The sequence below is a fragment of the Rhizobium sp. 01T444 genome, from assembly GCF_056398305.1.
The window spans coordinates 78,523-104,836 of the sequence record NZ_JBFTPD010000012.1 but is presented as its reverse complement, the minus strand read 5'-3'; the positions used below and the strand labels follow the sequence as shown (position 1 = coordinate 104,836).

Below are 26,314 nucleotides of genomic sequence, written 5' to 3'. Positions count from 1 at the left end.
AAACACCATGGACGTCATCCTCCTCGAACGCATCTCCAAGCTCGGCCAGATGGGCGAAACCGTAAAGGTTCGCGACGGCTTCGCACGCAACTACCTCCTGCCGCTCGGCAAGGCACTGCGCGCCAACGCTGCCAACAAGGCCCGTTTCGAATCCGAGCGCGCAACGCTCGAAGCCCGTAACCTCGAGCGCAAGTCCGAAGCCCAGAAGGTTGCCGACGTTCTCGACGGCAAGTCCTTCATCGTCGTCCGCTCTGCCGGCGAAACCGGCCAGCTCTACGGCTCCGTCGCTGCCCGTGACGTCGTCGACATTCTGGCCGCCGAAGGCTTCAACATCGCTCGCAACCAGGTTCACCTCAACACGCCGATCAAGGCAATCGGCCTGCACAAGGTCGAGCTGCAGCTCCATGCTGAAGTTGAGATCAACATCGAGCTGAACGTTGCCCGTTCCTCCGAAGAAGCCGAGCGTCAGTCCAAGGGCGAAGAGCTCACCTCTGTCGACGCCATCTATGGCGTTGACGAAGACGCCCTGCGTCCGGAAGACTTCTTCGATCCGGAAGCCGACGGCATCGACGAAGACGAAGCATAATTTCTGTTTTCAGACAGGACGGAAAGCCCGGCTCGCGCCGGGCTTTTTTGTTGCTTAGATGTGGGTCTTCAGAAGAATGTCGGGCTTTTCTGCTGCGCCTTCCAATCAGGGGCGATAAGATAACGGAATGTTGGAATGACGAAGTGAGTCGCCGCGGGCTGCGTGTCCCGCAAGTGACAGCCAGGATATTTCTCCTCAGCGGATCCGCCGACTGTGGAGAAGTCGAAGAACGTGCACAGCGCTGCTAATTTGACGACCGCTTGAAAGCAGTTACTGCGCGAGACTTGATTTTATGCGGCCCGCCCTGCAAATCCGAGTTTTGGAAAAAGACAGTACGGATGACGATGAACGAAGCTGCACGAAAGATTGCCGCCGTTGCTCCTGCAGAGCAGCACTATCGCGAAGCGCCGAACAACATCGAGGCCGAACAGGCGCTGCTCGGCGCCATCCTGATGAACAACGACGCCTATTACCGGGTGTCCGACTTCCTCAAGCCCACGCATCTTTACGAGCCGCTGCACCGGAAGATCTTCGAAGTCGCCGGCGACATCATTCGCATGGGCAAGATCGCCAATCCGGTCACGGTCAAGACCTTCCTGCCGGCCGACGAAAAGGTCGGCGACATCACCGTTTCTCAATATCTCGCCAGTCTCGTCACCGGTGCCGTGACGATCATCAACGCCGAGGACTATGGCCGGGCGATCTATGACCTGGCGATCCGCCGCGCGCTGATCACCATTGGCGAAGATGTCGTCAATATCGCCTATGACGCGCCGCTCGACATGCCGCCGCAGGCGCAGATCGAGGATACCGAACGCCGTCTTTTCGAGCTTGCCGAAAATGGCCGCTACGATGGCGGCTTCCAGGCTTTCAACGATGCCGTGGCGCTCGCCATCGACATGGCGGCCGTTGCCAAGGAACGCGACGGTGGCCTCTCCGGCATTTCCACCGGCATCCATTCGCTCGATTCCAAGATGGGCGGCTTGCAGCGATCGGACTTGATCGTGCTTGCAGGACGTCCCGGCATGGGCAAGACCTCGCTTGCCACCAACATCGCCTATAACATCGCTGCCGCCTACGAAGGCGAAGTGCAGTCCGATGGCAGCATGAAGGCGAAGAACGGCGGCGTCGTCGGCTTCTACTCGCTCGAAATGTCGTCCGAACAGCTCGCCACGCGTATCATCTCCGAGCAGACGGAAGTCTCCTCCTCGAAGATCCGCCGCGGCGACATCAACGATGCCGATTTCGAAAAGCTCGTCGCCTGCTCGATGATGATGCAGAAAGTGCCGCTCTTCATTGACCAGACCGGTGGTATTTCGATCGCCCAGCTCTCGGCGCGCGCCCGCCGTCTCAAGCGCCAGCGCGGCCTCGACGTGCTCGTTGTCGACTACGTGCAGCTGATGACCGGCTCCGGCAAATCCAACGAGAACCGCGTTCAGGAAATCACTCAGATCACCACGGGTCTCAAGGCGCTCGGCAAGGAACTGAACGTGCCGATCATCGCGCTGTCGCAGCTCTCGCGTGCCGTCGAAAGCCGCGAAGACAAGCGCCCGCAGCTTTCCGACCTTCGCGAATCCGGCTCGATCGAGCAGGACGCCGACGTCGTGCTCTTCGTGTTCCGCGAGGAATATTACGTGAAGAACATGGAACCGCGCGATATCCACGATCCGAAATATCCGGAATGGGAAGCACTGTTCGACAAGGTGAAGGGAACGGCAGACGTCATCATCGCCAAGCAGCGTCACGGACCGACCGGCACGGTGAAGCTCGCCTTCCAGTCGGAATTCACGCGCTTCGCCGATCTCGCCGATCCGTCCTTCACACAGTATGAGGAACATTGACGCGGGCTTTCCGCGTCAACTTCTTCTAAAGTCCTGCAGCTCGCAGCAAAGCCACTGTTGCAACGCCGACAACAACGCTCGCCAGCATCGGCAAGCGGGTGGCGGCGATTGCGGTGACCACACATGCCAGCGTCTCCGCCCAGCCGGTCGCAAAAGCGGTCGGGGCAATGACAGCCATCAGCACGGCCGGTGGGATGGCTTCGATTGCCGTTCTCCTGTTCTCGTCAATTTCCACATAGCGGATCAGCACGAGGCCACTGATGCGGGTGAAGATCGTCGCGGCAGCCATGGCGAGAATGGCGAGCAGTGTGCTGAGATCGAGCGTCATGCCGCCTGCTCCCTTACCTTGCCTCTCCAGAGAGCCATTGCCAGCCCCGCCAGCGCGCCGGCTGCGATATACCAGACACCTGGCACAAACTGATGGACCGCAACGGCCGCAATCCCGCTTGCGGCGAGAACGGCGCCGGTTTCCGGTCCCTTCCAGAAGCCCATGACCAGCACGATGAAGACGGCCGGAAAGGCGAAGTCGAGCCCAATGACGGTGGGATCGCCGAGAAAGGCGCCGAGCAGCGCACCTGCAAGCGATGAGCCGACCCAGGTGAGGTAGAAGGGCATGACGATGCCTGCATACCAGGCCGGGGTCAGACGCGTGCTGCCGGCGCGGAATTCCGCCATGGCCCAGAGCTCATCGGCGAGGAAGAGCATGGCGATATAACGCTTGATGCCGGAGAAGGACTGCATCTTCGTGCCGATCGAGGCGCTCATCAGTACGTGGCGGATATTGACCAGCAAGGCCGCGAAACCGACACCGATCCAGCTTGCCGGATGCGTCCAGATATCCATCGCCACGAATTGCGAGCCGCCGGCAAAGACGAGCGCGCTCATCAACGTCGTTTCCAGGGCCGAGAGACCCTTGGTCGCCGAAACTGCGCCGAAGACGAGTCCGATCGGCAGGACCGCGACGATCAATGGGAAAATGGCTCGCATTCCGGCAAGAAATTCGCCGGCTGGCCGGCTTTGCTGCAACATTGGCAATCTCCGCATCAAGATGGCGGAGAAGTAGCCGAACAATGGAAGCCTGTATTGAACGAAAGTGATCAGGCGACGCGGAACTGGCCGGGGGTGACGCCGGTGCGCGATTTGAAGTGGCGGGTGAAATGCGCCTGATCGGCAAAGCCGCATTCAACGGCGACATCGGCCGGCATGCGGCCCTCCCTCAGCAACCGACGAGCGACGAGCACGCGCCGATCGGTCAGGAAGGCATGCGGGGTGATATAGTATTCCCTGCGGAAGGCGCGGATCAGATGGGCGCGGCTTAGCCCTGCCACCTTGGCCAGTTCCTCGAGGCCGACATCGCTGTCGAAATTCTCGGTGAGGTAATCGCGGGCGCGGCCGACAGCGCTGCGCTCCTTGGTGTCGACGGGCAGGACGATCGTGCTGCCATAGCGGGCGAAGATCGCAGCCAGCACCGAGAACATGCTTTCATCGGATTCCAGCGCGCCCGCTCCACTTTCAAGCGTGCGGTGGGCAGTGTGGAAAGCTTTTGCAAGTTGCGGATCGCGCGGCAGCGCTCCCGCAAAGGACGGTGTCGCGTTGAAGGCCTTGCCGGTGACATCCTCCAGTATGTCGATGAAGAGCTTCGTATCCGGGTAGATCATCCGATAGCGATACCCCTCGCCGCCGGGAGTGCCATCGTGCACCACACCGGGGTCGATCAGATAGAGGTCGCCCGGACCGGTCTCTTCCCGCCTGCCGCGCACGGTGGCGATCTGGCTGCCGCTTTCGATCGCGCCAATGCTGAAAGTGTCGTGGGCATGCGGGGCATATTCATGTGTTAGGAAGCTGGCGCTCAGGCACTCCATGTCGCGAAAGCGGCTATCCCGCCAGAAGCGGGCCGATTCCACCTTGGCGAGCGGCATGGCGTCTGCCGCCTCTTTCTGCGAAACGTTCTGCATCCCGCCAGATTAGCGCGCTGGCCACGCTACGTCTTGAACAAAAGTGATCGCATGTGGGAAAGGCTGGTATGTCGCCCCCTGTGCTTTCTCTTTGCCACAATGCTCTTTAGAGTGTTTGCAGCGATTTTCCTTTCCCTTTCAGCGCGGCGATTCATGACAGATTTTTCCATTCCCTTTGAAGACGACGACCTTTTCGCTTCCGCCGGCCTGCGGCTGACCGTCGATCTGACGGCGCTGGCCGACAACTGGCGGGATATGGCGCGCCGCTCCGGAAAGGCGCGCACGGCCGCTGTCGTCAAGGCGGATGCCTATGGGATGGGGATCGAGGATGCCGGCGAAGCGCTCTATCTTGCCGGCGCGCGGGATTTCTTCGTCGCCACCGTCGATGAAGGTGTCACGCTGCGCATGTTTGCGCCTGAGGCACGCATCTTCGTACTGGCGGGAATCTGGCCGGGCACCGAGCGGCGTTTCTTCGAAAACGATCTTGTGCCGATCATCTCCTCGGAAGAGCAGCTTGCCTTCTGGATGGCGGTGCTTGCCGATTATGGCGACTATCCGTGCGCGCTGCATGTCGATACCGGATTCAACAGGCTCGGCCTGACGGTGGACGAAGCAATTGCGCTCGCCAACGACGTGTCACGGCCGGCGAGTTTCGCTCCCGTTCTCGTCATGAGCCATCTTGCCTGCGGCGACGATCATTCCTCGGCGATGAACAAGCAGCAGCTTGAATCATTCCGCACGGTTAGCGCCGCCTATGAAGGTATCGATTCAAGCCTTGCTGCCTCCGGCGGCATCTTCCTGGGGGATGATTATCACTTCGATCTCACCCGGCCGGGCATCGCGCTCTATGGCGGCCAGGCGGTCAATGGTATCGCAAACCCGATGCGGCCGGTGGCAACTGCCGAGGCGCGCATCATCCAGATCCGCACGGTCAAGGCCGGTGAAACCGTCAGTTACGGGCGAGCACTGCAGCTGACGCGTGACAGCCGGCTGGCGATTGTCTCGGCCGGTTATGCCGATGGCTATATGCGCAGCCAGTCGAGTGGCGGCGTGCCGCTGCGCGAGGTCGTGCCGCAGGGTGGACAGGGTTTCGTTGCCGGCCAGAAGGTACCGGTCGCCGGTCGTATCACCATGGACCAGACGATCTTCGACGTGACCGACCTGCCGGAGGGCGCAGTGCGCGCCGGTGACTATATCGAACTCTTCGGCAAGAATGTCCTCGTCGACGATGCGGCGAAGTCGGCGGGTACGATCGGCTATGAGATGCTGACCAGCATCGGCCTGCGCCACGAGCGCAAGTACGAAATGGACGAGGAATAGTCTCTAGCGTGTCGTGAGCGCGAGGCGGACACCAAGCGCCACGAAGAGCGCGCCGAGACCACGGTCGAGCCACAGGCCGATTTTCGTATTGTTCTTGAAGAGATCGGCAAGGCGGCCTCCGGCCAGGATCAGCGGCGGCTCGATGAAAAACGCCACCACAATGATCAGGCCACCGTGAACGGCAAGCTGCAGCCATGCAGGACCTGCGCCCTCGACGACGAATTGCGGCAGGAAGGCAAGGAAAAAGATCGCTACCTTCGGATTGAGCAGCGAGACCAATACGCCCTGTCGATAGATGCGCCGCCAGCCGAGCGTTTCGCCTGCCACCCGCACGAAGCCGCCCTCACCTTTCGACCGCAGCGCCTGGATGCCGAGCCAGACGAGATAGATCGCGCCCACCCATTTGACGGTGGAGAAGGCGATTGCCGAGGCAGCAAGGATCGCCGACAGGCCGAAGGCGGCGAGAAGCACATGGATGCAGGCACCCGTCCAGATGCCGAAGACGGCCGAGAAGCCGGCCCGTGTGCCGCTCTTCATCGTGTGGCCGAGGATGAAGGCCATGTCAGGACCTGGCGAGATGTTCAAAAGAACCGCCGCGGTAAAGAAACCGATCCAGTGAGCGAGCGAATAATCGAGCATGGCCTGTCCTTTGAGAGCGCGGCAATGCTGCCAGCCCGGTCGCTGATAGGAAAATCATTAGTTTTGATCGATGCCGGAAGCCATTATCTAGGGCAAAACTCCGATTCGGGCGCTTGCCGCGCCCCCTTACCCGAAAGCAGTCATTGATGGCCAAGGCCAGAACACAATTCATCTGCCAGAGTTGCGGCGCGGTGCATAATCGCTGGGCCGGCAAATGCGAAAATTGCGGCGAGTGGAACACCATCGTCGAGGAAGATCCAATGGGCGGCATCGGCGGCGGCCCTGCCAAGACGCCGAAGAAGGGCCGGCCGGTCGCATTGACGGCTCTCTCCGGTGAGATCGAGGAAGCGCCGCGCATCCAAACTGGTATTTCCGAACTCGACCGAGTGACCGGCGGCGGCTTCGTGCGCGGTTCTGCCGTGCTCGTCGGCGGCGATCCCGGCATCGGCAAGTCGACGCTGCTGATGCAGGGAGCTGCGGCGCTTTCGCGTCGCGGGCACCGGATCATCTACGTCTCCGGCGAAGAGGCGGTGGCGCAGGTGCGGCTGCGCGCACAGCGGCTCCATGCCGCCGATACGGATGTGTTGCTGGCGGCGGAAACCAATGTCGAGGACATTCTTGCCACGCTGGCGGAGGGCAAACGCCCTGATCTCGTCATCATCGATTCCATCCAGACGCTCTGGAGCGAGCTTGCCGAATCTGCGCCGGGCACAGTCACCCAAGTGCGTACCGGCGTGCAGTCGATGATCCGCTTTGCCAAGCAGACGGGTGCGGCCATGGTGCTCGTCGGCCATGTGACCAAGGATGGGCAGATCGCCGGCCCGCGTGTCGTCGAGCATATGGTCGATGCCGTGCTCTATTTCGAGGGCGACCGCGGACATCACTATCGCATCCTGCGCACCGTGAAGAACCGCTTCGGACCGACCGACGAGATCGGCGTTTTCGAAATGTCGGACAAGGGCCTGCGCGAGGTCGCCAACCCATCCGAACTCTTTCTCGGCGAGCGCAATTCGAAATCGCCGGGTGCTGCAGTCTTTGCCGGCATGGAAGGCACGCGGCCCGTACTCGTCGAAGTGCAGGCGCTGGTCGCCCCCACTTCGCTCGGCACGCCGCGGCGCGCGGTCGTCGGCTGGGACTCTGCCCGCCTGTCGATGATCCTTGCGGTTCTGGAGGCCCATTGCGGCGTTCGGCTCGGCCAGCATGACGTCTATCTCAACATTGCCGGCGGCTTTCGCATCAGCGAGCCGGCGGCCGATCTTGCGGTCGCATCGGCCCTCGTTTCCTCGCTTGCCGGTATTGCCCTTCCGGCCGATTGCGTCTATTTCGGCGAAGTCAGCCTGTCGGGCGCCGTCCGGCCTGTTGCGCAAACCGCTCAGCGCCTTAAAGAAGCCGAAAAGCTGGGGTTCTCGGCAGCTCTGCTACCGTCCGGTTCCGTCGATCTGCCGAAGGGTAACGGCCGCTGGAGCGAGATCGAGAGCCTGCCGGATCTGGTCGCGCGCATTGCAGGGTCGAAAGGGGCGTTGCAGCGTGTGGAAGAAGACGTTTGATCCTTCATCACCGATAGCGGGAATGCTATAGGATCAGCCAAACAAGGCGCGACGCGGCCCGCAAGGCGGCAGTCTGGAGTGGAATTTATATGCCCATTACGATTTTCGACGGTATTGTCATCGGCGTCGTGCTCTTCTCCGCCGTTCTGGCAATGGTCCGCGGCTTTTCGCGCGAAGTCCTTTCGATCGCGAGTTGGGGCGGCTCAGCCGCTGCCGCCTACTACCTCTACCCCTATCTCGTGCCTTATGCGAAGCGGTACACGGATGATGACCGCATCGCGATCGTTGGTTCGGCTGCCGTCGTCTTCCTCATCGCGCTGATCGTCATCTCCTTCATTACGATGAAGGTCGCCGATTTCATCATCGACAGCCGCATCGGCGCGCTCGACCGCACTTTGGGCTTCCTCTTCGGTGCTGCGCGCGGCATACTTCTGCTCGTCGTCGCCGTTGCTTTCTGGAACTGGCTGGTCGATGCCGATCATCGCCCGTCCTGGGTCAATAATGCCAAATCGAAGCCGTTCCTGGATTCTCTCGTCGTTCGCCTGCAGGCAGTGCTGCCGGATGAATTCGCGCAGATGATCCAGAAGAGCATCACCGAGAAGCTTGGTGGCGCGCGCACGACGGAAGAAAATGCGCCGGCCAACAACGATCAGGCTCCGGCAGAAGACGCAGCACCCGCGCCTAACAATGGCGCACAGCAGCCATCGAATTGACGCAGTGTTCACTAGCTTGACCCGCGGCCTGGCAATTGCCATTTGAGCGGGACGTAAGATCAAAGGTCCGGCCGGGCATTTCGCTCTGCCGGGCCTCAGCCGTTTCAGAGCCGGTGAACGGGCTTTGAGGCAGGTGTTATCAGCATGAACTTATCGGAAAGCAGCATTTTTTCCGGTATCATGCTACTGGAAAAGCCGATCCATTCTTGTGAGAGCAGAGGCCCGCAGAAATGAACCAGTCCCATTCCTTCCCGATTGACGATCCGCTCGACGGAGATACGCTGCATGAGGAATGCGGCGTTTTCGGAATTCTGGGACATCCCGATGCGGCAGCGCTGACGGCGCTTGGCTTGCATGCGCTTCAGCATCGCGGGCAGGAAGCGGCCGGTATCGTCTCCTTCGACGGCAAGCGCTTCCATCAGGAACGCCATATGGGCCTCGTCGGCGACCATTATACCAACCCGATGACGCTCGCCCGCCTGCCCGGCAGCATGTCGATCGGCCATACGCGCTATTCGACAACAGGCGAAGTGGCGATGCGCAACGTGCAGCCGCTCTTTGCCGAGCTGGAAGAAGGCGGCATCGCCATTGCCCATAACGGCAATTTCACCAATGGCCTGACGCTGCGCCGCCAGATCATCGCAACCGGCGCCATCTGTCAGTCGACGTCGGATACCGAAGTCGTCCTTCACCTCATCGCCCGCTCCCGCCACACTTCCACAACCGATCGCTTCATCGACGCCATCCGCCAGATGGAAGGCGGCTATTCGATGCTCGCCATGACGCGCACGAAGCTGATTGCCGCGCGTGACCCCACCGGCATCCGCCCGCTGGTCATGGGTGAACTCGACGGCAAGCCGATCTTCTGCTCGGAAACCTGCGCTCTCGACATCATCGGCGCCAAGTTCATCCGCGACGTGGAGAATGGCGAAGTCGTCATCTGCGAAATCCAGCCCGACGGTTCGATCAGCATCGATGCGCGCAAGCCCAGCAAGCCGCAGCCGGAACGCCTCTGCCTGTTCGAATATGTCTATTTCGCCCGTCCGGATTCGGTCGTCGGCGGCCGCAACGTCTATACGACGCGCAAGAGCATGGGCATGAACCTTGCCAAGGAATCGCCTGTCGATGCCGACGTGATCGTGCCTGTTCCCGATGGCGGCACACCTGCTGCTCTCGGCTATGCGCAGGCAAGCGGCATTCCCTTCGAATACGGCATCATCCGTAACCACTATGTCGGCCGCACGTTCATCGAGCCGACGCAGCAGATCCGCGCTTTCGGCGTGAAGCTGAAGCATTCCGCCAACCGGGCGATGATCGAAGGCAAGCGCGTGGTACTGGTGGACGATTCCATCGTGCGCGGTACAACCTCGCTGAAGATCGTGCAGATGATCCGTGAAGCCGGCGCCAAGGAAGTGCATATCCGCGTTGCGAGCCCGATGATCTTCTTTCCGGATTTCTACGGTATCGATACGCCTGACGCCGATAAGCTCCTGGCAAACCAGTATGCCGATGTCGAAGCCATGGCCAAATATATCGGCGCGGATTCGCTGGCCTTCCTGTCGATCAACGGCCTCTATCGCGCCGTCGGCGGCGAAGACCGCAACAACGCCCGCCCGCAGTTCACCGACCACTATTTCACCGGTGACTATCCGACCCGCCTGCTCGACAAGAACGGCGAGTCCATGGGCAACAAGATTTCCATGCTTGCCAGCAACGGCTGAGCCGCTTCCGCTTTGACTTTCCTATCTGGGGCGCCTATYGCGCCCCTTACCTTTTCAAGCGCATCGGGAACCGGGGCAGATGAACATCAATCTTGAAGGCAAGATCGCGCTGGTCACAGGCGCATCGCGCGGCATCGGCTATTTCACGGCACTCGAACTCGCCAAGGCCGGTGCGCATGTGATTGCCTGCGCCCGCACCGTTGGCGGCTTGGAAGAGCTCGACGATGCCATCAAGGCCGCGGGCGGTTCCGCGACGCTGGTTCCCTTCGATCTCGCCGACATGGAAGCGATCGACCGCCTCGGCGGCTCGATCTTCGAGCGCTGGGGCAAGCTCGACATTCTCGTCGCCAATGCCGGCGTGCTCGGCGTCATCTCGCCGATCGGCCATATCGAGGCGAAGGTCTTCGAGAAGGTCATGAACATCAACGTGAATGCCACCTGGCGTCTCATCCGCTCGGTCGATCCGCTGCTGACCCGCTCTGATGCCGGCCGCGCCGTCATCATGTCCTCAGGCGCCGCCCACAAATGCCGGCCCTTCTGGAGCGCCTATTCCGCCTCCAAGGCCGCTGTCGAAGCATTGGCGCGCACCTGGGCCGGCGAGACGCAATCGACGCCGCTGCGTATCACCAGCGTCGATCCGGGTGCCACGCGCACCGCCATGCGCGCGCAGGCGGTTCCGGGTGAAGACCCGATGAGCCTGCCGCATCCTTCCGAGGTGGCGAAAGCAATCCTTCCCTTGCTCGGCCCCGGCGTGACCGAGACCGGTAAGCTGTTCATTGTACGCGAGAACAAGCTGGTGGATTACCAGCTGCCGGAATAGCCGGACGCTTCAATTCGCTGCAGCAGTCGCGAACAGATGAGCGAAACCGGTCTCCGACGCGCACATCGCGTTAAGATCGACCGGTCCCTGGATACCGTCCAAGGTGCCGTTATCGGCGAATTGCCAGATTGACCAGTGACTGCATTCTTCCTGCCTAGGTTCCTTGAAGACGCTTCGAAGCCACAGGTAATGGTCGGGGAACCGTGATTCATTGCCTTTCAGATATTGATCAAAGAACTCCTGAGTAACGTAAAAAATGGGCTTCTCGGGAAAGGTGCCTTTCAACTCGACGAAGAACGCGTTCACCTCGGCAGCCATTTCCTCGATCGTTGGAATCTTGTTGCAGTTGCCGACAAACTCCAGATCGACTGCAATGGGTAGAGTCCCCGGCTCCTTTGACACCGTCGCCAGGACATTCTGCGCCTGATCCTTGCCCGGGCGACAGAAGGTGAAGAAATGATACGCACCCCTTACCAGTCCGGCATCCCCGGCACGCTGCCAATTCTCGGCAAATTTGGAATCCCGGTGATCTCCGCCTTCGGTCGCCTTCATGATCGCAAAACGGACATTCGCCTGCGACGCGACAGTCTTCCAATCGATATCGCCTTGATGGTGGCTGACATCGATACCCTGGATCGGATAGCGGCTTAGAGACGGATTGTTGAAGCGAAGCATACCGAAATCATAGGCGAAATATGCGGCGGACGCGATTGTCAGAATTGCGGTCGCTCCTATTGTCCATCGTGCCGCTCTCCTCACCCAATCCCCCTATTTTCACCGGTTTCGCAATTGGCTATGCAAGATTTGCGTCTTGAAAATGACCAAAAATCTTAAAGCAAGCACGCCTCCTTTACTGGATGTCCATCGCGGCCATCGATTCACGAGATGGATAGCTCCGGTTGCCCGCGGGATCGTTGCTCGCCCTCTTGACCAAACTCCGATCCCACGCCATAAAACGCGTCATGAAAACGGTTACCTGCATTATTTGCCGGAAGATTATTCGCTAGCCCAAAGCTGGCCTGGCCGTTTTCGTCTCCCAAATTTCCAAGATGCGAAACGCCCCGGCCTGCCGGTGGTGGTATATTTTCTGCATATGCATTTTAGGAGAGTGAAATGGGCGGCACGCCGGAACTGAAGCTGTACAATACGCTGACGCGGGAGAAATCGGTCTTCAAGCCGATCGATGCCGAAAACGTCCGCATGTATGTGTGCGGCCCGACGGTCTATGATTACGCCCATATCGGCAATGCGCGACCGGTCATCGTCTTCGACGTGCTGTTCCGCCTGTTGCGCCATGTCTACGGCGAAAGCCACGTCACTTATGCCCGCAACATCACCGATGTCGACGACAAGATCAACGCGCGGGCGCTGCGCGACTATCCGGGCCTGCTGCTGAATGCGGCGATCCGGGCGGTCACGGAAAAGACCGAGAGGCAGTTTCTTGACGATGCCTTGGCACTCGGCTCGCTCGAGCCGACGTTGCAGCCGCGCGCCACCGACAATATCGCTGAGATGATCGCGATCATCGAGCGGCTGATTGCGCGCGGCCATGCCTATCAGGCATCAGGCGAGGTACTGTTCGACACCAGGTCGATGGCCGATTACGGCCAGCTTTCGAAGCGCAATCTCGATGAGCAGCAGGCGGGCGCCCGCGTTGCCGTCGATGCTCACAAGAAGAGCCCCGGCGACTTCGTGCTCTGGAAACTCTCCGACGACAACGAACCCGGCTGGGAAAGCCCGTGGGGTCGAGGCCGCCCAGGCTGGCATATCGAGTGCTCGGCCATGAGCGGGCGCTATCTTGGCGACGTCTTCGATATCCATGGCGGCGGGCTGGACCTGATCTTCCCGCATCATGAAAACGAGATCGCCCAGTCGCGTTGCGCCCATGGCACGGACGTGATGGCGAATGTCTGGATGCATAACGGCTTCTTGCAGGTCGAAGGCCGCAAGATGTCGAAATCCGAAGGCAATTTCGTCACCATCTACGAGTTGCTGCACACGGAAACATTCGCCGGCCGCCAGTGGCCGGGCGAAGTGCTGCGTCTTGCGATGCTGATGACGCACTATCGCGAGCCGATCGACTTCTCGGTGAAGCGGCTGGAGGAAGCCGAGCGGCTGCTCGCCAAATGGCCGGCGGCCGAACCCGGCGATGCCAAGCCGGATGAGACCGTGCTGAATGCGCTCGCCGACGACCTCAATACGGTCGCGGCAGTGCAGGCGCTGCATGCGCTCGCCCAATCTGGAGACCCTGCCGTCTTCGCCGCCAGTGCCGCCCTGCTCGGTGTGCTGCCAAGGAAGACCGAGATCGACGAGGCGGTGGCTGCGGAAATCGATGCGCGGGTTAAGGCCCGGCTGGAACTGCTCAAGGCGAAGAACTTCGCCGAGGCTGACAAGATTCGCGATACGCTCGCCGCCGAGGGCATCCAGCTCAAAGACGGCAAGGATCCGGCAACGGGTGAACGCGTGACGACGTGGGAGGTGAAGAAATGAACACCTACACCGGCGGCTGCCAGTGCGGGGCGATCCGCTTCCGTGCCACAGGCGTCCCGCAGGATTCGTCGATCTGTCATTGCCGCATGTGCCAGAAGGCATTCGGCGCCTATTACGCGCCGCTGGTTTCCATGCGCGGGATGGAGTTCGAGTGGACCAGGGGGCAGCGCAAGACCTTCCGGTCCTCGAATTTCGTCAGCCGCGGCTTCTGTGGTGATTGCGGCACGCCGCTAACCTATGAGGCGCCTGACGGTGTGGCGGTTGCGGCAGGGGCGTTCGACGACCCATCGCTGCTGCGGCCGACCATCCAGTGGGGTATGGAAGGCAAGATCGGCTTCGTCGATCATCTGCATGAACTGCCGGGAGAACGGACCGAGGCGGACCTCGCCGTAGGCTCCTTCCTCCACGAAATCGTCTCCTATCAGCATCCGGACCATGATACGCCGGTCTGGCCACCGGAGGATCACGCTTGACGGCAAAGATGGAACTGACCGGTGGATGCCAGTGCGGCGCGGTTCGTTACAGGGCGAGCGGCGAACTCAACTATCCGCATATCTGCCACTGCCGCATGTGCCAGAAGGCCGCCGGCAATTATTTCCTGCCGCTTGCAGGGGTGATGCGGGTCGATTTCGAGTTGACGCGCGGCGAGCCGAAATGGTTCCACTCCTCCGGTCTCGTGCGGCGCGGCTTTTGCGGCGACTGCGGCACGCCGCTTTTCTATGATATTCCCGATGCTGACTCCATCACCATCGCGCTCGGCTCGCTGGATGATCCGCAGGCTGTAAAGCCCGTCATGCAATCCAATCTCGACAGCAAAATGGTCTGGTTTCATGCGCTCGATGGCTTGCCTGTCGAACCGGAACCGGAAACAACCGATCGCGAGGACAGGATCGCGGCGAGCAATCACCAGCATCCCGACCACGATACATCCCACTGGCCACCCGGAGCTCATCCATGACCGAGACGACAAGAACAGGCGGCTGCCAATGCGGCGCCGTGCGCTTCCGCATCACAGGAAAGCTCGGACGCCCGTCCATCTGCCATTGCCGCATGTGCCAGAAGCAATTCGGCGGCTTCTTTTCAGCACTGGTAACAGCGCCGGAGGAAGGCATGGAGTGGACACGCGGCGAACCCGCCTATTTCCAGTCTTCGGTCAATATCGAGCGCGGCTTCTGCCGGGATTGCGGTACTCCGATGACATATCGTCATCCGGGCGGGCTGGAGCTTGCGATCGGCACCTTCGACGACCGGAGCGACCTCGCCCCGCAGATCCAGGTCAATTATGATGCCCGCCTGCCCTGGGTCGAGACCATCTTCGACGCGCCGGTTCATAAGGACCCTGATTTCTATTCCCGGCAGGAGGCGATCATCTCCTTCCAGCATCCCGACCATGATACCGCCGTCTGGCCGGCGAAAGGCGTGAAGATATGACCGAAGTGCTGCGCACGCTTTATCCTGAGATCGAACCCTATGCTTCCGGCCATCTCGATGTCGGCGATGGCCACGTGATCTATTGGGAGCGCTGCGGCATGCCGGACGCCAAGCCGGCGGTCTTCCTGCATGGCGGTCCGGGCGGCGGCATTTCGCCTGCGCATCGCCGCGTGTTCGACCCGAAGCTCTATGACGTCCTCCTGTTCGACCAGCGCGGCTGTGGTAAGTCGACCCCGCATGCGAGCCTCGAAGCCAATACGACCTGGCATCTCGTTGCCGATATCGAGCGGCTGCGCGAGATGGCCGGCGTCGACAAATGGCAGGTCTTCGGCGGCTCCTGGGGCTCCACGCTGGCGCTTGCCTACGCCGAGAAACATCCGGAACGCGTTTCCGAACTCGTCGTGCGCGGCATTTACACGCTGACGCGGGCCGAACTCGACTGGTATTATCAGTTCGGCGTCTCCGAGATGTTCCCGGACAAGTGGGAGCGCTTTGTCGCACCCATCCCGCCTGAAGAACGCCATGAGATGATGCTCGCCTATAACCGCCGGCTTACCGGTCCGGACCGGGCCGTAGCGCTGAAGGCCGCGCAGGCCTGGAGCATCTGGGAAGGCGAGACGATTACGCTGCTGCCGGAGAAATCGACCAGCGGCAAGTTCGAGGAAGCCGAGTTCGCCTATGCCTTTGCGCGCATCGAGAACCACTTCTTCGTCCATGCCGGATGGATGGAGGAAGGCCAGCTGCTGCGCGATGCCTATAAGCTGAAGGATATCCCCGGCGTCATCGTGCACGGGCGTTATGACATGCCCTGCCCGGCCAAATATGCCTGGATGCTGCACAAGGCATGGCCAAAGGCCGAATTCCACCTGATCGAGGGTGCGGGCCATGCCTTTTCGGAGCCCGGTATTCTCGACCAGCTGATCCGGGCGACGGACCGGTTCGCAGGAAAACAATAAAGGCCGCAAGCGGCGACAGGAAACACCCATGACACGCGAAAGAATCTACCTCTTCGATACGACGCTCCGGGACGGACAGCAGACGCCCGGCATCGACTTTTCCGTCGAGGACAAGATTGCGATTGCAAGCATGCTGGACGAGTTCGGGCTCGACTATGTCGAGGGCGGTTATCCGGGCGCAAACCCGACCGATACTGCCTTCTTCGCTGAGAAGCGCACGAACCAGGCCTCTTTCGTCGCCTTCGGCATGACGAAACGCCCCGGTGTTTCCGCCTCCAACGATCCGGGTATTGCCGGCCTGCTGCAGGCGCGCAGCGACGCCATCTGTTTCGTCGCCAAGAGCTGGGATTACCACGTGCAAGTGGCGCTTGGCTGCACCAATGAGGAAAACCTCGAATGCATCGCCGAAAGCGTGAAAGCCGCTGTTGCCGCCGGCAAGGAGGCACTGGTCGACTGCGAGCATTTCTTCGACGGCTACAAGGCCAATCCGGAATATGCGCTCGCCTGCGCAAGGACAGCCTATGAGAACGGCGCGCGCTGGGTGGTGCTCTGCGATACCAATGGCGGCACGCAGCCGCCGGAGGTGCGCGCCATCGTCGAGGCCGTGATTGCCTTCGGCGTGCCGGGGCACTGTCTCGGTATCCATGCACATAACGATACCGGCCAGGCGGTCGCCAATTCGCTCGCCGCCGTCGAGGCGGGYGTACGCCAGATCCAGGGCACGCTGAACGGCGTCGGCGAGCGCTGCGGCAATGCCAATCTGGTGACATTGATCCCGACATTGGCGCTGAAGAGCGCCTACAACACGCGTTTCGAAACGGCGATCGATGCGGATCGGCTGACCAATCTCACCCGCCTGTCGCATGCCTTCGACGAGCTGCTGAACCGCTCGCCGGATCATCAGATGCCCTATGTCGGCGCCTCTGCCTTCGCTACCAAGGCCGGCATCCACGCCTCGGCGCTGCTGAAGGACCCGCGCACTTACGAGCACGTGCCGCCGGAAAGTGTCGGTAATTTCCGCAAGGTCATGGTCTCGGATCAGGGCGGCAAGGCAAACTTCATCAATGCGCTGAGGCGGCGCGGTATCGATGTCGCCAAGGACGATCCGAAGCTCGATCTGTTGATCTCCATCGTCAAGGAGCGCGAGGCATCCGGCTATGCCTATGAGGGGGCCGATGCGAGCTTCGAGCTTCTGGCGCGCCGTACCATGGGCACCATTCCGGATTTCTTCACCATCGACGGCTTCCGGGTGATGATCGAACGGCGCTTCGATTCCCACGGCCGCATCAAGATCGTCTCCGAAGCCGTCGTGAAGATCGCCATCGACGGCCAGACGCTGATGTCGGTTGCGGAAGCCGAGGGACCGGTCAATGCGCTCGACCTCGCGCTGCGCAAGGATTTCGGCAAGTATCAGCATGAGATCGACGATCTTGTGCTCGCCGATTTCAAGGTGCGTATCCTCAATGGCGGCACCGAGGCCATCACCCGCGTTCTCATCGAATCCACCGATTCCAGCGGCGTGCGCTGGTGGACGGTCGGCGTGTCCGAAAACATCATCGACGCCTCGTTCCAGGCGCTGATGGATTCGGTCATCTACAAGCTGATGAAGAACCGGCAGCTCGCCGGCAAGATCGCGGCCGAGTGAGCTAAAGCAATTCCAGCAAAAGTGTGCAGCGGTTTTGCGTCCGGAATTGCGTGAGAATAAAAGAGATAGGGCATTTCCGTGTTTCGAAGAAAAACGAAAGTGCCCTATAGGAGGCCCCAGTCCTCCTCCGAATACCATTCGTCCTCCTGCTTCGGCTCTTTCCAGCGCAGCCGCGTGACCCTTCCCATGCCGCCCTGCCGGAAAGTGGAGTCCAGCACCTTGTATGTCTCGATCGTGCCGGTCGCGCCATGGCCCCAGACGAAGACGGTAGGGCTCAAATAACGGGCGCGATAGTGTTCGGGCGTGCGCTGGATCAGGAAGAAGCCGCCGCGCGCGCTGCGTGGCCGCAAATTGTCGTTGCCATCCCGCGAGGGAGCGCAGAGCGGAAAGATCAGCCTGCCGCCGATGGCGAGATTGTCCACCCAGGCTTCGGACGGCCTATGGACCCCGAAATTGACGTAGATCGCGTCGGCCGGCGACTGCGGCCATTCCAGGCCGTTGCCGCAGACAACCTCGACATTGCCATAGGGAGCCAGGTTGGCAATGGCGCGGGCGGCGAGATCCCGGTCATATTCGATCGCCGAGACATGGCCACCGCTGCCCACCAGATGCGACAGCATGGCGGTGTAATAACCACCGCCGACGCCGATGTGACAGGCTGTATCGCCGGGTTGAGATGCCAGCCAGTGGAGGCCGAGCGCATGAAGCGAGGGGCTGCCGTTGTTGACCTGCCTTCCCTCCTGCAGCGCAATCAGAACATCCTGATAGAGGATGACGGGATCGGTCGACGGCATATCCTGATAGCCGGTCCCGTTTGCCATGCGCCACGGCGGCGGGTCCAGGAAATCCTCACGTGGCACTGTGGCAAAAGCCTGTCGCAGCCGCTCGTCGCCCACGATACCCATCTTCGCCAGCATTTGAGTGGCATAGGCTTGCCGGCAAATCGCCAGTTCCGTTTCGTCCATGCTTGCCTCCCGCGTTGCCAGGCGCATGCGGATCCATTCACTGAAATGAATTGGCCTATTCACGCCGCTTAAGCTAATCCGGATCAGAAACAGAACAAAGATGGAAACACCCGATGTCTGCCGATGCAAGCGCCCCCCTCATCAAGAACGAAGACAGTCCACGCGGCTTTGCCTTCGCGCTGACGGCCTATCTTCTGTGGGGCTTCCTGCCGATCTATATGAAGGCTCTGGCGCATATTTCGCCTGCCGAAGTCATCGCCCACCGTATCGTCTGGTCGCTGCCGCTCGCCGGCATTGTGCTTCTGGTGCTGGGGCGCACGCAGGATATCGCTATTGCGCTGCGTTCACCGCGCATGCTCGCCATGGCAATGATGACCGCGGCGCTGATCACCATGAACTGGGGCACCTATGTCTGGGCGATCGGCGCCGGCCATTCGCTCGATGCCGCCATGGGCTATTTCATCAATCCGCTCTTCAGCATCTTCCTCGGCGCCGTGCTGCTCAAGGAAAAGCTGCAGCCGATGCAGATCGCGGCGATCTGCCTTGCCGGCCTTGCGGTCGTCGTGCTCGCCTTCGATAGCGGCGGCATTCCCTGGGTGGCGCTGACGCTGGCGATCAGCTGGGGCTTCTATGCGCTGTTTCGCAAGACGTTGCCGCTCGGGCCGAACCAAGGCTTCTTCCTGGAAGTGCTGATCCTCAGCCTGCCAGCACTGCTCTATATCCTCTACCTGGAATTCGTCAGCGGCGAAGGGCATCTGTACCGCACGAGCCTTAGCGATACCGCCCTGCTGCTTGGCTGCGGGCTGATCACCGCCGTACCGCTGATGATCTACGCCAATGGCGCCAAGCTGCTGAAGCTCTCGACCATCGGCATCATGCAGTATATCGCGCCGACCATGATCTTCCTGATTGCCGTTTTCGGTTTCGGAGAAGAACTGGATACGGCGCGCATGATCGCCTTCCCGCTGATCTGGGCCGGCCTGTTCTTCTACAGCTGGTCTATGTTGAGGACGACGCGCGGACGTTAGACCTGCGCCTGTCTGCATGTAATTCCAGCAAAACCGCTGCGCACTTTTGCTGGAATTGCTTCGGCGACTTACATCTTCGAGATCACGTCATCCTCGCCGTCACGGTCGGCGGCAAGCTCTGCCGCCTGCGCCATGATGGCCGGAATGATGCCCGATATCTCATCGATGACCAGCGGCTGCACGCGATGGGCAGTGTGCAGGAAGCCCTCGCCCGTCATGTGGCGCAGGAGCTCCATCATCGGATCCCAGAAGCCGTTGATGTTGGCGAAGACCATCGGCTTTTCGTGACGGCCGAGCTGTGCCCAGGTCATGATTTCGACGATCTCTTCCAGCGTGCCGATACCGCCCGGCAAGGCCACGAAGGCATCCGAGCGCTCGAACATCGTGTGTTTGCGCGCATGCATGTCAGGGGTTACAATAAGCTCGTTGAGTTGGCCGAGCGAATGGCGAGTCGCCTCCATGTCGATCAGGAACTCGGGAATGATGCCCGTCACCTGACCGCCGTTGGATAGGGTCCCGCTGGCCACAGCACCCATGATGCCCTTAGTGCCACCGCCGTAGATGAGGCGAAGGCCATATTCCGCGATCTCTTTTCCGAGCGCGCGGCCGGCAGCCATATGGGAAGGATCGCGTCCCGGCCGAGAGCCGCAGTAAACGCAAATGGATCGAATCGGTACAGATTGTTCGGTCATAAGGGAAAAACAACTATTCCATTTCAATGCAGTCAAGAAAATTGACTGAAAAGCGGCTTCCGGAGCTTGCCTATTTGCTTTGAATGCTTGTGCAAAGCAACGGGAATCGCTAGCAATTTCTGAATACTACGGCAATTTGCCGCCTTTGGAGACGCAATGATGAAAAACCGTGCCGGCTTGCTGGCCCTCGCAGTGCTCGTAATCGCAATCATACTGATGGTGTTTTTCGTCATGCCACGGCTCGGCTCTGATGTGGCGAAGGTTGGTGACGCTATCAATCAGGCCGGCACCGAGGTCAACAACACGGTTAACGAAGCGTCTAAGACTTCCCGCTCCGCTGCCGCGGATGCCACAGAAGCCGCCCAGAAGGTCGGCAGCCTCACCGCCGATGCCGTGCGGTCTCTCTCCGGCCTGAAGGCGCTGTTTGCGGACGGTAAGGTGCCTGCTGCCGATGCGCTGGCAGGCGCAAAGACTGCCGCCGTGAATACGCTGACCACGATCGTCGATTTCGCTGCCCCTGAAGGTCTCGATACTACCACCGCAAGCCTCGTCTCCAAGGCCAAGGACGGTGCGGGCAAGGCGCGCGACATCATCCGCAATCTCCCTGAAAATGCGGCCGACGCATTGGCCGCCCTCGCACGGGCCGAAGCCGCGCTGACCGGTGCGCCGGAGCCAACCGGCCAACCGGCCGCAGCCAATAACCAGACTGCTCCCACAGCCGATACCGCTGCCAACACCGGCCCGAAGATCCCAGCTTTCGACGTGCTGCGTGTCGAGCCGGATGGTTCGACCGTCATTGCCGGCTCGGCTGAGCCGCATGGCAAGCTGGAAGTGCTCGACGGCGACAAGGTGGTCGTAACAACCGATGTCGACGGCACCGGCGATTTTGCGGCCGTTCTCGACAATCCGCTTCCAGCCGGCGACCATCAGCTCGTGCTGAAAGTAACCGGCAAGGATGGCAAGACCACGCTGTCTGAAGAAGTTGCAACCGTTTCCGTGCCGAAGGATGGCAGCGGCAGCGAGTTGCTCGCCATGGTTTCCAAGCCGGGCACGGCAAGCCGCATCATCACCGCACCGAAGGCTGAGGTCGCAAACGCCCAGCCGCCGGCTGCTGACAGCTCGCAGCCTGCCCCTAATAGTGGTGCTCCGAGCGACCAGGTCGCGATGCAGACGCCGAATATGCCCGTGACATCTGATGGTGCGGGCAAAACAGCACCTCCTCTTCCCAGCACTCAGCAGGGCACCGAGGCTGTTGCCGATGTGGTGATCACTGCTGTGGAGATCGAAGGCAACAAGATCTTCGTGGCCGGCACGGCGCGCGCCAATGCCAAGGTTATCGGTTACGCCGATGATGCGCTGATCGGCCAGGATACCGCGGAGCCGGATGGTCACTTCGTTATCAGCGGCGCGATGGACCTCCCGGTCGGTGATCACAAGATCCGTGTCGATGTCGTCGATGGGACGGGCAAGGTCCTCATCCGCGCGACCGTCAATTTCAACCGTCCGGAAGGCGATCAGGTAACGGTTGCYGCGCAGTCCGGCAGTAATGCCAATGTCAATCAGGCGACGGTGCCGCTCGACGAGGGCCAGCTCGGCAAGCTCAAGGGCGATGCGACGAAAGCCTTCGGCCTGCTGAAGGGGCTGTTCGCAGACGGCAAGGTGCCGGGTGCCGAGCAGCTTGCGGCAGCCCGCTCGGCCACCGAGTTCGCGCTGCGCTCTCTCGTCGACTTCCGTCCGGGCATCGATGCTACCGACGCCTTCAAGCAGGCATCGGCTTCCGCCTCACAGGTTGCGGCGAATGCGCTGACAGTGCTGCAGAGCCTGCCGAAGGATGCCAAGTCGGTCGGCGCGGTACTCGACAAGCTCGGCTCGATCATCGCCGAACTGACGGTTCCCGGTGCCAATGTCGCGCCGATGCCCTCAAACGAGGTATCGGACGCCAGCCAGCCAAAGACGATTGAGCAGGCGCCGCTGACGGCAAACAACAACGCGGTCATCATTCGCCGTGGCGATACGCTCTGGCAGATCTCCCGGCGTACCTATGGCCTTGGTGTGCGCTATACGACAATCTACATCGCCAATGAGGACAAGATCCTCAATCCGGACCGCATCCGTCCGGGCCAGGTCTTCGGCCTGCCGAAGGATGCGCTTCCGAATGCCGAGGAACTGCACCGCAAGCGGCTCTCGGGCGGGCATCTCTAAATCAAAAAAACGGCGGCCCATCGGCCGCCGTTTTCGTTAAGACCGGCGCGCAACACCCCGCCTATAAAATCCCCGTCAATGTTGTAATCCGCCAGCCGGTGGCATATCTCGCGGAAGCGGCGACAAGCCGCGGCGATAGCGGCCCGCCGGGCTGGAGAAAAGCATGGCAAACGGCAAGACAGTTTCAGACTCCAACCTGTTGGGAACGCTCTACAATCTCTGGCCCTATATGTGGCCGAAGGATAGGCCGGATCTCAGGATGCGGGTCGTATGGGCCTCGGTCTACCTGCTGATCTCGAAGTTCGTCCTGCTGCTGGTGCCCTATTTCTTCAAGTGGTCCACCGATGCGCTGAACGGCAGGATGGACCTGCAGGGCACGCTGCCGCCGCTGCTGATCGGCGCCACCGCCCTCGTCATCGCCTATAACCTGACGCGCCTCATCCAGCTCGCCCTCAACCAGCTCAGAGACTCGCTCTTTGCCAGCGTCGGCCAATATGCGGTGCGCCAGCTTGCCTACCGCACCTTCGTGCATATGCATGAGCTTTCCCTGCGCTTCCATCTGGAGCGCAAGACGGGTGGGCTTTCGCGCATCATCGAGCGCGGCACCAAGGGCATCGAAACGATCGTGCGATTCACGATCCTGAACTCGATCCCGACGGTCATCGAATTCCTGCTGACGGCGGCGATCTTCTGGTGGGGTTACGGCTTCTCCTATCTCGCCGTCACCGCCTTCACCGTCTGGGCCTATATCTGGTTCACGATCCGCGCTTCCGACTGGCGCATCTCGATCCGTAGGGCGATGAACGACAGCGATACGGACGCCAATACCAAGGCGATCGACTCGCTCCTCAACTTCGAGACCGTCAAATATTTCGGCAATGAGGAGATGGAGGCCAAGCGCTTCGACAAGTCGATGGAGCGTTATGAGAAGGCGGCAACCGACGTCTGGACCTCGCTCGGCTGGCTGAACTTCGGCCAGGGCGTGATCTTCGGCATCGGCACGACGATCATGCTCGTCCTCTCGGCCTGGTCGGTGCAGAGCGGCGAACATACGATCGGCGATTTCGTTTTCGTCAATTCCATGCTGCTGCAGCTTTCCGTGCCGCTGAACTTCATCGGTTTCGTCTATCGCGAAATCCGCCAGGGGCTGATCGATATCGAGCAGATGTTCGATCTTCTGGAAGTGAAGGCCGAGGTGCTGGACGCGCCTGACGCGAAGGATCTTGCCATCGCCCAGGGCACCATCTCCTTCAAGGACGTGCATTTCGCCTATGATGCGGCCCGGCCGATCCTCAAGGGCATTTCCTTCGAGGTGCCGGCGGGCAAAACAGTTGCCGTCGTCGGCCCCTCGGGTGCCGGCAAATCGACACTGTCGCGCCTGCTCTATCGCTTCTACGATATCCAGAGCGGTTCCATCACCGTCGACGGGCAGGATATCCGCACGATCACTCAGAAGAGCCTGCGCTCGGTGATCGGCATGGTGCCGCAGGATACGGTGCTGTTCAACGACACTGTCGCCTATAACATACGCTATGGCCGCCCTTCGGCCAGTGAAGCCGAGGTGAAGCAGGCGGCTGAAATCGCCCAGATCGGACATTTCATCGAAATGCTGCCGGAGGGTTTCGAAACCAAGGTCGGCGAACGCGGGCTGAAGCTTTCAGGCGGCGAAAAGCAGCGCGTGGCGATTGCCCGCACTATCCTGAAGGCTCCGCCGATCCTGATCCTCGACGAGGCGACATCGGCGCTCGACACGACGACAGAGCGGGAAATCCAGACGGCACTCGATGTCGTTTCCAAGAACCGCACGACGCTGGTCATCGCCCACCGCCTGTCTACCGTGATTGGTGCCGACGAGATCATCGTGTTGAAGAGCGGGGAGATTGCCGAGCGCGGCACGCACGCGGCCCTTCTCGAACAGAATGGCCTCTATGCCTCGATGTGGAGCCGTCAGCGCGAAGCGACACAGGCCGAAGAGCATCTCAAGCAGGTTCGCGAAAGCGACGAGCTCGGCATCGTCAACCGGCTGGCGCCGGCGAGCTAGCGCAGTAAACGGGCGAGATCGTCCGTTTTGTTGTTCAGAACCGACGCGCTGGAGGCGGCCTGAGATCCACGCCATTGCTCCTCCTGTCGTTTTTCTGTAACCAGCGGATACGAAAAACGACAGGAGACCGGCATTCATGAGCTTGTTCGATACGGTTCGCAACACGATCGTTCCGGTGCACAAGGAGGGTTACCCCTTCGTTGCCGCCTTCTTCGTCGCGTCGCTCGTATTGGGCTGGATCTTCAAGCCGCTCTTCTGGATCGGCCTCATCCTGACGCTCTGGTGCGCCTATTTCTTCCGTGATCCCGAACGCGTCACGCCGCAGGACGACGATCTCGTCATTTCGCCGGCCGACGGCAAGGTTTCCTCGATCCAGATGGTCACGCCGCCCGCCGAGCTGAACCTCGGCAACGAACCGATGCTGCGCATCTCCGTGTTCATGAACGTCTTCAACTGCCATGTGAACCGCGCGCCGATGCGCGGCCGCATCGTCAGCATCAACTACCGCCCCGGTACCTTCGTGAATGCCGAGCTCGACAAGGCGAGTGAAGAGAATGAGCGCAACGGCCTCGTGATCGAGACCCACCACGGCCAGATCGGCGTGGTGCAGATCGCCGGCCTCGTGGCACGGCGTATCCTCTGCTTCTCGCATGCCAATGAACCTCTCGATGCGGGCGAGCGTTTCGGCCTCATTCGCTTCGGTTCGCGCCTCGATGTCTTCCTGCCGGCGGGTGCCGCCCCGCGCGTCTCGCTCGGCCAGACGGCGGTTGCCGGCGAGACTGTTATCGCCGAATTCGCCTCGACCAAGGGTCCGGTCATCAGCCGCCGCAGCTAATTTTCAGGAGAGCGCGATATGGAAACACCCTTTCCGCCCTTCGAACCGAACGGCCCGAACGACGATTCGGCCCGCGGGCCGCGCCTGCGCGAGATTCCGATCCGGCTCGTCGTTCCGAACCTCATCACTATCCTTGCCATCTGCGCCGGCCTGACCGGCATCCGGCTTGCCTTCGAAGGCCGCTACGAGCTGGCTGTCGCCATGGTGCTCGTCGCCGCATTCCTCGACGGCATCGACGGCCGTGTCGCGCGGCTGATGAAGGCCACGTCGAAATTCGGTGCGCAGATGGATTCGCTTGCCGATATCGTCAATTTCGGCGTCGCCCCTGCCCTCGTGGTCTATGTCTATGCACTTGACGCGGCGCGTTCGCTGGGCTGGATCGCGGCGCTCATCTACACGATCGCCGCCGGCCTCAGACTGGCGCGCTTCAACGTGATGTCGGAGCGCGAGAACCGCGCGCCCTGGCAATCGGAATATTTCGTCGGCGTGCCGGCCCCGGCCGGCGCAATGCTGGTGCTTCTGCCTGTCTATCTCGGCTTCCTCGGCCTCACCACCGACCGGACCTTCGCCTTTCTCTCCTCCGGCTACACGGTCCTCATCGCCTTCCTGCTCATCAGCCGCCTGCCTGTCTGGTCCGGTAAATCCGAAAGCCGGATGCGGCGTGATCTCGTGCTGCCAGCCATGCTCGGTGTCGTGATCTACGTCGCGCTGCTGATGAGCTTTACCTGGGAAGTGATGGTCTTCACCGTCTGCGCCTACCTCATTTCGCTGCCCTTCGGCGCGCGAAAGTGGAAGCGCAAATATGGCACGCTGACCATCGAGGAACCCGGTATCGGCGAGGACGACATCGGTCGCCACATCTGAGCATCTACTTTATTAAGTAAGTA

At 60.9% G+C, this 26,314-nt stretch carries 24 protein-coding genes and 1 pseudogene; 18 read left to right on the top strand and 7 right to left on the bottom strand.

What is annotated here, in order from left to right:
- Positions 1-7: 7 nt before the first annotated feature.
- Positions 8-586: a 50S ribosomal protein L9 gene (gene rplI, locus AC1DTN_RS17815; RefSeq protein ID WP_113323376.1), complete on the top strand. Its 579-nt coding sequence runs from the start codon at positions 8-10 to the stop codon at positions 584-586.
- A gap of 344 nt (positions 587-930) precedes the next feature.
- Positions 931-2,427 (top strand): replicative DNA helicase, encoded by a 1,497-nt coding sequence (locus AC1DTN_RS17810; RefSeq protein ID WP_007820234.1) that lies wholly within the window; start codon positions 931-933, stop codon positions 2,425-2,427.
- A gap of 25 nt (positions 2,428-2,452) precedes the next feature.
- Here the strand turns inward: AC1DTN_RS17810 and AC1DTN_RS17805 are convergent, their stop codons facing one another.
- The 3 genes from AC1DTN_RS17805 to AC1DTN_RS17795 all read right to left on the bottom strand — a co-directional run bounded on the left by AC1DTN_RS17805 (position 2,453) and on the right by AC1DTN_RS17795 (position 4,346).
- Positions 2,453-2,755: an AzlD family protein gene (locus AC1DTN_RS17805; RefSeq protein ID WP_310382843.1), complete on the bottom strand. Its 303-nt coding sequence runs from the start codon at positions 2,753-2,755 to the stop codon at positions 2,453-2,455.
- A complete protein-coding gene (locus AC1DTN_RS17800) occupies positions 2,752-3,456 on the bottom strand; it encodes an AzlC family ABC transporter permease (RefSeq protein ID WP_310382842.1) in 705 nt (234 codons plus the stop codon). Before AC1DTN_RS17800 ends, AC1DTN_RS17805 begins: the two co-directional genes overlap by 4 nt.
- A gap of 68 nt (positions 3,457-3,524) precedes the next feature.
- Positions 3,525-4,346 carry an AraC family transcriptional regulator gene (locus tag AC1DTN_RS17795; protein WP_439017188.1) on the bottom strand — a complete coding sequence of 274 codons (822 nt, stop codon included), beginning with the start codon at positions 4,344-4,346 and terminating at the stop codon, positions 3,525-3,527.
- Positions 4,347-4,535: 189 nt separating this feature from the next.
- Here AC1DTN_RS17795 and alr point away from each other — a divergent pair, with 189 nt between their 5' ends.
- Complete coding sequence (gene alr / locus AC1DTN_RS17790) at positions 4,536-5,702, top strand: alanine racemase (RefSeq protein WP_439014514.1); 1,167 nt, start codon at positions 4,536-4,538, stop codon at positions 5,700-5,702.
- Positions 5,703-5,705: 3 nt separating this feature from the next.
- Here the strand turns inward: alr and AC1DTN_RS17785 are convergent, their stop codons facing one another.
- On the bottom strand, positions 5,706-6,341 hold the full coding sequence (locus tag AC1DTN_RS17785) for a LysE family translocator (protein WP_439014513.1): 636 nt from the start codon (positions 6,339-6,341) through the stop codon (positions 5,706-5,708).
- 146 nt (positions 6,342-6,487) lie between these two features.
- On the opposite strand from AC1DTN_RS17785, the gene radA reads away from it, so the two are divergent.
- The 4 genes from radA (at position 6,488) to AC1DTN_RS17765 (ending at position 11,142) form a co-directional block, all read left to right on the top strand.
- Positions 6,488-7,888, top strand: coding sequence for a DNA repair protein RadA (radA, locus tag AC1DTN_RS17780; protein ID WP_310382839.1), 1,401 nt, complete (start codon positions 6,488-6,490; stop codon positions 7,886-7,888).
- Positions 7,889-7,977: 89 nt separating this feature from the next.
- The gene (locus AC1DTN_RS17775) at positions 7,978-8,601 is read left to right on the top strand and encodes a CvpA family protein (protein ID WP_439014512.1); all 624 of its coding nucleotides are present in this window, start codon (positions 7,978-7,980) and stop codon (positions 8,599-8,601) included.
- Between the two features lie 230 nt (positions 8,602-8,831).
- Complete coding sequence (gene purF / locus AC1DTN_RS17770) at positions 8,832-10,322, top strand: amidophosphoribosyltransferase (protein WP_439014511.1); 1,491 nt, start codon at positions 8,832-8,834, stop codon at positions 10,320-10,322.
- Between the two features lie 79 nt (positions 10,323-10,401).
- Positions 10,402-11,142, top strand: coding sequence for an SDR family NAD(P)-dependent oxidoreductase (locus AC1DTN_RS17765; RefSeq protein ID WP_310382837.1), 741 nt, complete (start codon positions 10,402-10,404; stop codon positions 11,140-11,142).
- Between the two features lie 9 nt (positions 11,143-11,151).
- Here AC1DTN_RS17765 and AC1DTN_RS17760 read toward each other — a convergent pair whose 3' ends face one another.
- Positions 11,152-11,901, bottom strand: coding sequence for a glycoside hydrolase family 25 protein (locus AC1DTN_RS17760; RefSeq protein WP_439014510.1), 750 nt, complete (start codon positions 11,899-11,901; stop codon positions 11,152-11,154).
- A gap of 354 nt (positions 11,902-12,255) precedes the next feature.
- Here AC1DTN_RS17760 and cysS point away from each other — a divergent pair, with 354 nt between their 5' ends.
- Genes cysS through cimA form a run of 6 tightly spaced genes read left to right on the top strand, consistent with a single transcriptional unit; the run spans position 12,256 to position 17,664 of the window.
- On the top strand, positions 12,256-13,632 hold the full coding sequence (gene cysS / locus AC1DTN_RS17755) for a cysteine--tRNA ligase (RefSeq protein WP_439014509.1): 1,377 nt from the start codon (positions 12,256-12,258) through the stop codon (positions 13,630-13,632).
- Entirely contained in the window at positions 13,629-14,105 is a 477-nt protein-coding gene (locus AC1DTN_RS17750; protein ID WP_439014508.1) for a GFA family protein, read from the top strand. The genes cysS and AC1DTN_RS17750 overlap by 4 nt, the downstream gene beginning before the upstream one ends.
- An 8-nt stretch (positions 14,106-14,113) precedes the next feature.
- Positions 14,114-14,590 carry a GFA family protein gene (locus AC1DTN_RS17745; protein WP_439017187.1) on the top strand — a complete coding sequence of 159 codons (477 nt, stop codon included), beginning with the start codon at positions 14,114-14,116 and terminating at the stop codon, positions 14,588-14,590.
- A complete protein-coding gene (locus tag AC1DTN_RS17740; RefSeq protein WP_439014507.1) occupies positions 14,587-15,063 on the top strand; it encodes a GFA family protein in 477 nt (158 codons plus the stop codon). Before AC1DTN_RS17745 ends, AC1DTN_RS17740 begins: the two co-directional genes overlap by 4 nt.
- Positions 15,060-16,019: a prolyl aminopeptidase gene (gene pip, locus AC1DTN_RS17735; protein ID WP_439014506.1), complete on the top strand. Its 960-nt coding sequence runs from the start codon at positions 15,060-15,062 to the stop codon at positions 16,017-16,019. The genes AC1DTN_RS17740 and pip overlap by 4 nt, the downstream gene beginning before the upstream one ends.
- Positions 16,020-16,047: 28 nt before the next feature.
- On the top strand, positions 16,048-17,664 hold the full coding sequence (gene cimA, locus AC1DTN_RS17730; RefSeq protein ID WP_007820198.1) for a citramalate synthase: 1,617 nt from the start codon (positions 16,048-16,050) through the stop codon (positions 17,662-17,664).
- 104 nt (positions 17,665-17,768) lie between these two features.
- Here the strand turns inward: cimA and AC1DTN_RS17725 are convergent, their stop codons facing one another.
- On the bottom strand, positions 17,769-18,629 hold the full coding sequence (locus AC1DTN_RS17725; RefSeq protein ID WP_439014505.1) for a protein-L-isoaspartate O-methyltransferase family protein: 861 nt from the start codon (positions 18,627-18,629) through the stop codon (positions 17,769-17,771).
- Between the two features lie 113 nt (positions 18,630-18,742).
- Between AC1DTN_RS17725 and rarD the strand changes: the two genes are divergently transcribed.
- On the top strand, positions 18,743-19,657 hold the full coding sequence (rarD, locus tag AC1DTN_RS17720; protein ID WP_439014504.1) for an EamA family transporter RarD: 915 nt from the start codon (positions 18,743-18,745) through the stop codon (positions 19,655-19,657).
- Positions 19,658-19,725: 68 nt separating this feature from the next.
- On the opposite strand, the gene AC1DTN_RS17715 is transcribed toward rarD, so the two are convergent.
- Positions 19,726-20,349, bottom strand: coding sequence for an LOG family protein (locus AC1DTN_RS17715; protein ID WP_081493273.1), 624 nt, complete (start codon positions 20,347-20,349; stop codon positions 19,726-19,728).
- Positions 20,350-20,505: 156 nt separating this feature from the next.
- Between AC1DTN_RS17715 and AC1DTN_RS17710 the strand changes: the two genes are divergently transcribed.
- The 4 genes and pseudogenes from AC1DTN_RS17710 to pssA all read left to right on the top strand — a co-directional run bounded on the left by AC1DTN_RS17710 (position 20,506) and on the right by pssA (position 26,291).
- Positions 20,506-22,551 (top strand): LysM peptidoglycan-binding domain-containing protein, encoded by a 2,046-nt coding sequence (locus tag AC1DTN_RS17710; RefSeq protein WP_439014503.1) that lies wholly within the window; start codon positions 20,506-20,508, stop codon positions 22,549-22,551.
- 163 nt (positions 22,552-22,714) lie between these two features.
- A complete protein-coding gene (locus AC1DTN_RS17705) occupies positions 22,715-24,592 on the top strand; it encodes an ABCB family ABC transporter ATP-binding protein/permease (RefSeq protein WP_439014502.1) in 1,878 nt (625 codons plus the stop codon).
- Positions 24,593-24,725: 133 nt separating this feature from the next.
- Positions 24,726-25,427 (top strand): annotated as a pseudogene (locus AC1DTN_RS17700) (phosphatidylserine decarboxylase); the annotation flags it as partial.
- Between the two features lie 18 nt (positions 25,428-25,445).
- Positions 25,446-26,291 carry a CDP-diacylglycerol--serine O-phosphatidyltransferase gene (pssA, locus tag AC1DTN_RS17695; RefSeq protein WP_113324910.1) on the top strand — a complete coding sequence of 282 codons (846 nt, stop codon included), beginning with the start codon at positions 25,446-25,448 and terminating at the stop codon, positions 26,289-26,291.
- Positions 26,292-26,314 lie beyond the last annotated feature (23 nt).

Coding starts and splice junctions, on each gene's coding strand:
- AC1DTN_RS17740 (WP_439014507.1), top strand. CDS start 14,587: ATGACCGAGACGACAAGAACAGGCGGCTGCCAATGCGGCGCCGTGCGC.
- rplI (WP_113323376.1), top strand. CDS start 8: ATGGACGTCATCCTCCTCGAACGCATCTCCAAGCTCGGCCAGATGGGC.
- AC1DTN_RS17745 (WP_439017187.1), top strand. CDS start 14,114: ATGGAACTGACCGGTGGATGCCAGTGCGGCGCGGTTCGTTACAGGGCG.
- AC1DTN_RS17715 (WP_081493273.1), bottom strand. CDS start 20,349: ATGACCGAACAATCTGTACCGATTCGATCCATTTGCGTTTACTGCGGC.
- AC1DTN_RS17705 (WP_439014502.1), top strand. CDS start 22,715: ATGGCAAACGGCAAGACAGTTTCAGACTCCAACCTGTTGGGAACGCTC.
- AC1DTN_RS17800 (WP_310382842.1), bottom strand. CDS start 3,456: ATGTTGCAGCAAAGCCGGCCAGCCGGCGAATTTCTTGCCGGAATGCGA.
- pip (WP_439014506.1), top strand. CDS start 15,060: ATGACCGAAGTGCTGCGCACGCTTTATCCTGAGATCGAACCCTATGCT.
- AC1DTN_RS17785 (WP_439014513.1), bottom strand. CDS start 6,341: ATGCTCGATTATTCGCTCGCTCACTGGATCGGTTTCTTTACCGCGGCG.
- AC1DTN_RS17805 (WP_310382843.1), bottom strand. CDS start 2,755: ATGACGCTCGATCTCAGCACACTGCTCGCCATTCTCGCCATGGCTGCC.
- pssA (WP_113324910.1), top strand. CDS start 25,446: ATGGAAACACCCTTTCCGCCCTTCGAACCGAACGGCCCGAACGACGAT.
- radA (WP_310382839.1), top strand. CDS start 6,488: ATGGCCAAGGCCAGAACACAATTCATCTGCCAGAGTTGCGGCGCGGTG.
- rarD (WP_439014504.1), top strand. CDS start 18,743: ATGTCTGCCGATGCAAGCGCCCCCCTCATCAAGAACGAAGACAGTCCA.
- AC1DTN_RS17795 (WP_439017188.1), bottom strand. CDS start 4,346: ATGCCGCTCGCCAAGGTGGAATCGGCCCGCTTCTGGCGGGATAGCCGC.
- cysS (WP_439014509.1), top strand. CDS start 12,256: ATGGGCGGCACGCCGGAACTGAAGCTGTACAATACGCTGACGCGGGAG.
- AC1DTN_RS17810 (WP_007820234.1), top strand. CDS start 931: ATGAACGAAGCTGCACGAAAGATTGCCGCCGTTGCTCCTGCAGAGCAG.
- purF (WP_439014511.1), top strand. CDS start 8,832: ATGAACCAGTCCCATTCCTTCCCGATTGACGATCCGCTCGACGGAGAT.
- AC1DTN_RS17765 (WP_310382837.1), top strand. CDS start 10,402: ATGAACATCAATCTTGAAGGCAAGATCGCGCTGGTCACAGGCGCATCG.
- AC1DTN_RS17725 (WP_439014505.1), bottom strand. CDS start 18,629: ATGGACGAAACGGAACTGGCGATTTGCCGGCAAGCCTATGCCACTCAA.
- AC1DTN_RS17750 (WP_439014508.1), top strand. CDS start 13,629: ATGAACACCTACACCGGCGGCTGCCAGTGCGGGGCGATCCGCTTCCGT.
- alr (WP_439014514.1), top strand. CDS start 4,536: ATGACAGATTTTTCCATTCCCTTTGAAGACGACGACCTTTTCGCTTCC.
- AC1DTN_RS17775 (WP_439014512.1), top strand. CDS start 7,978: ATGCCCATTACGATTTTCGACGGTATTGTCATCGGCGTCGTGCTCTTC.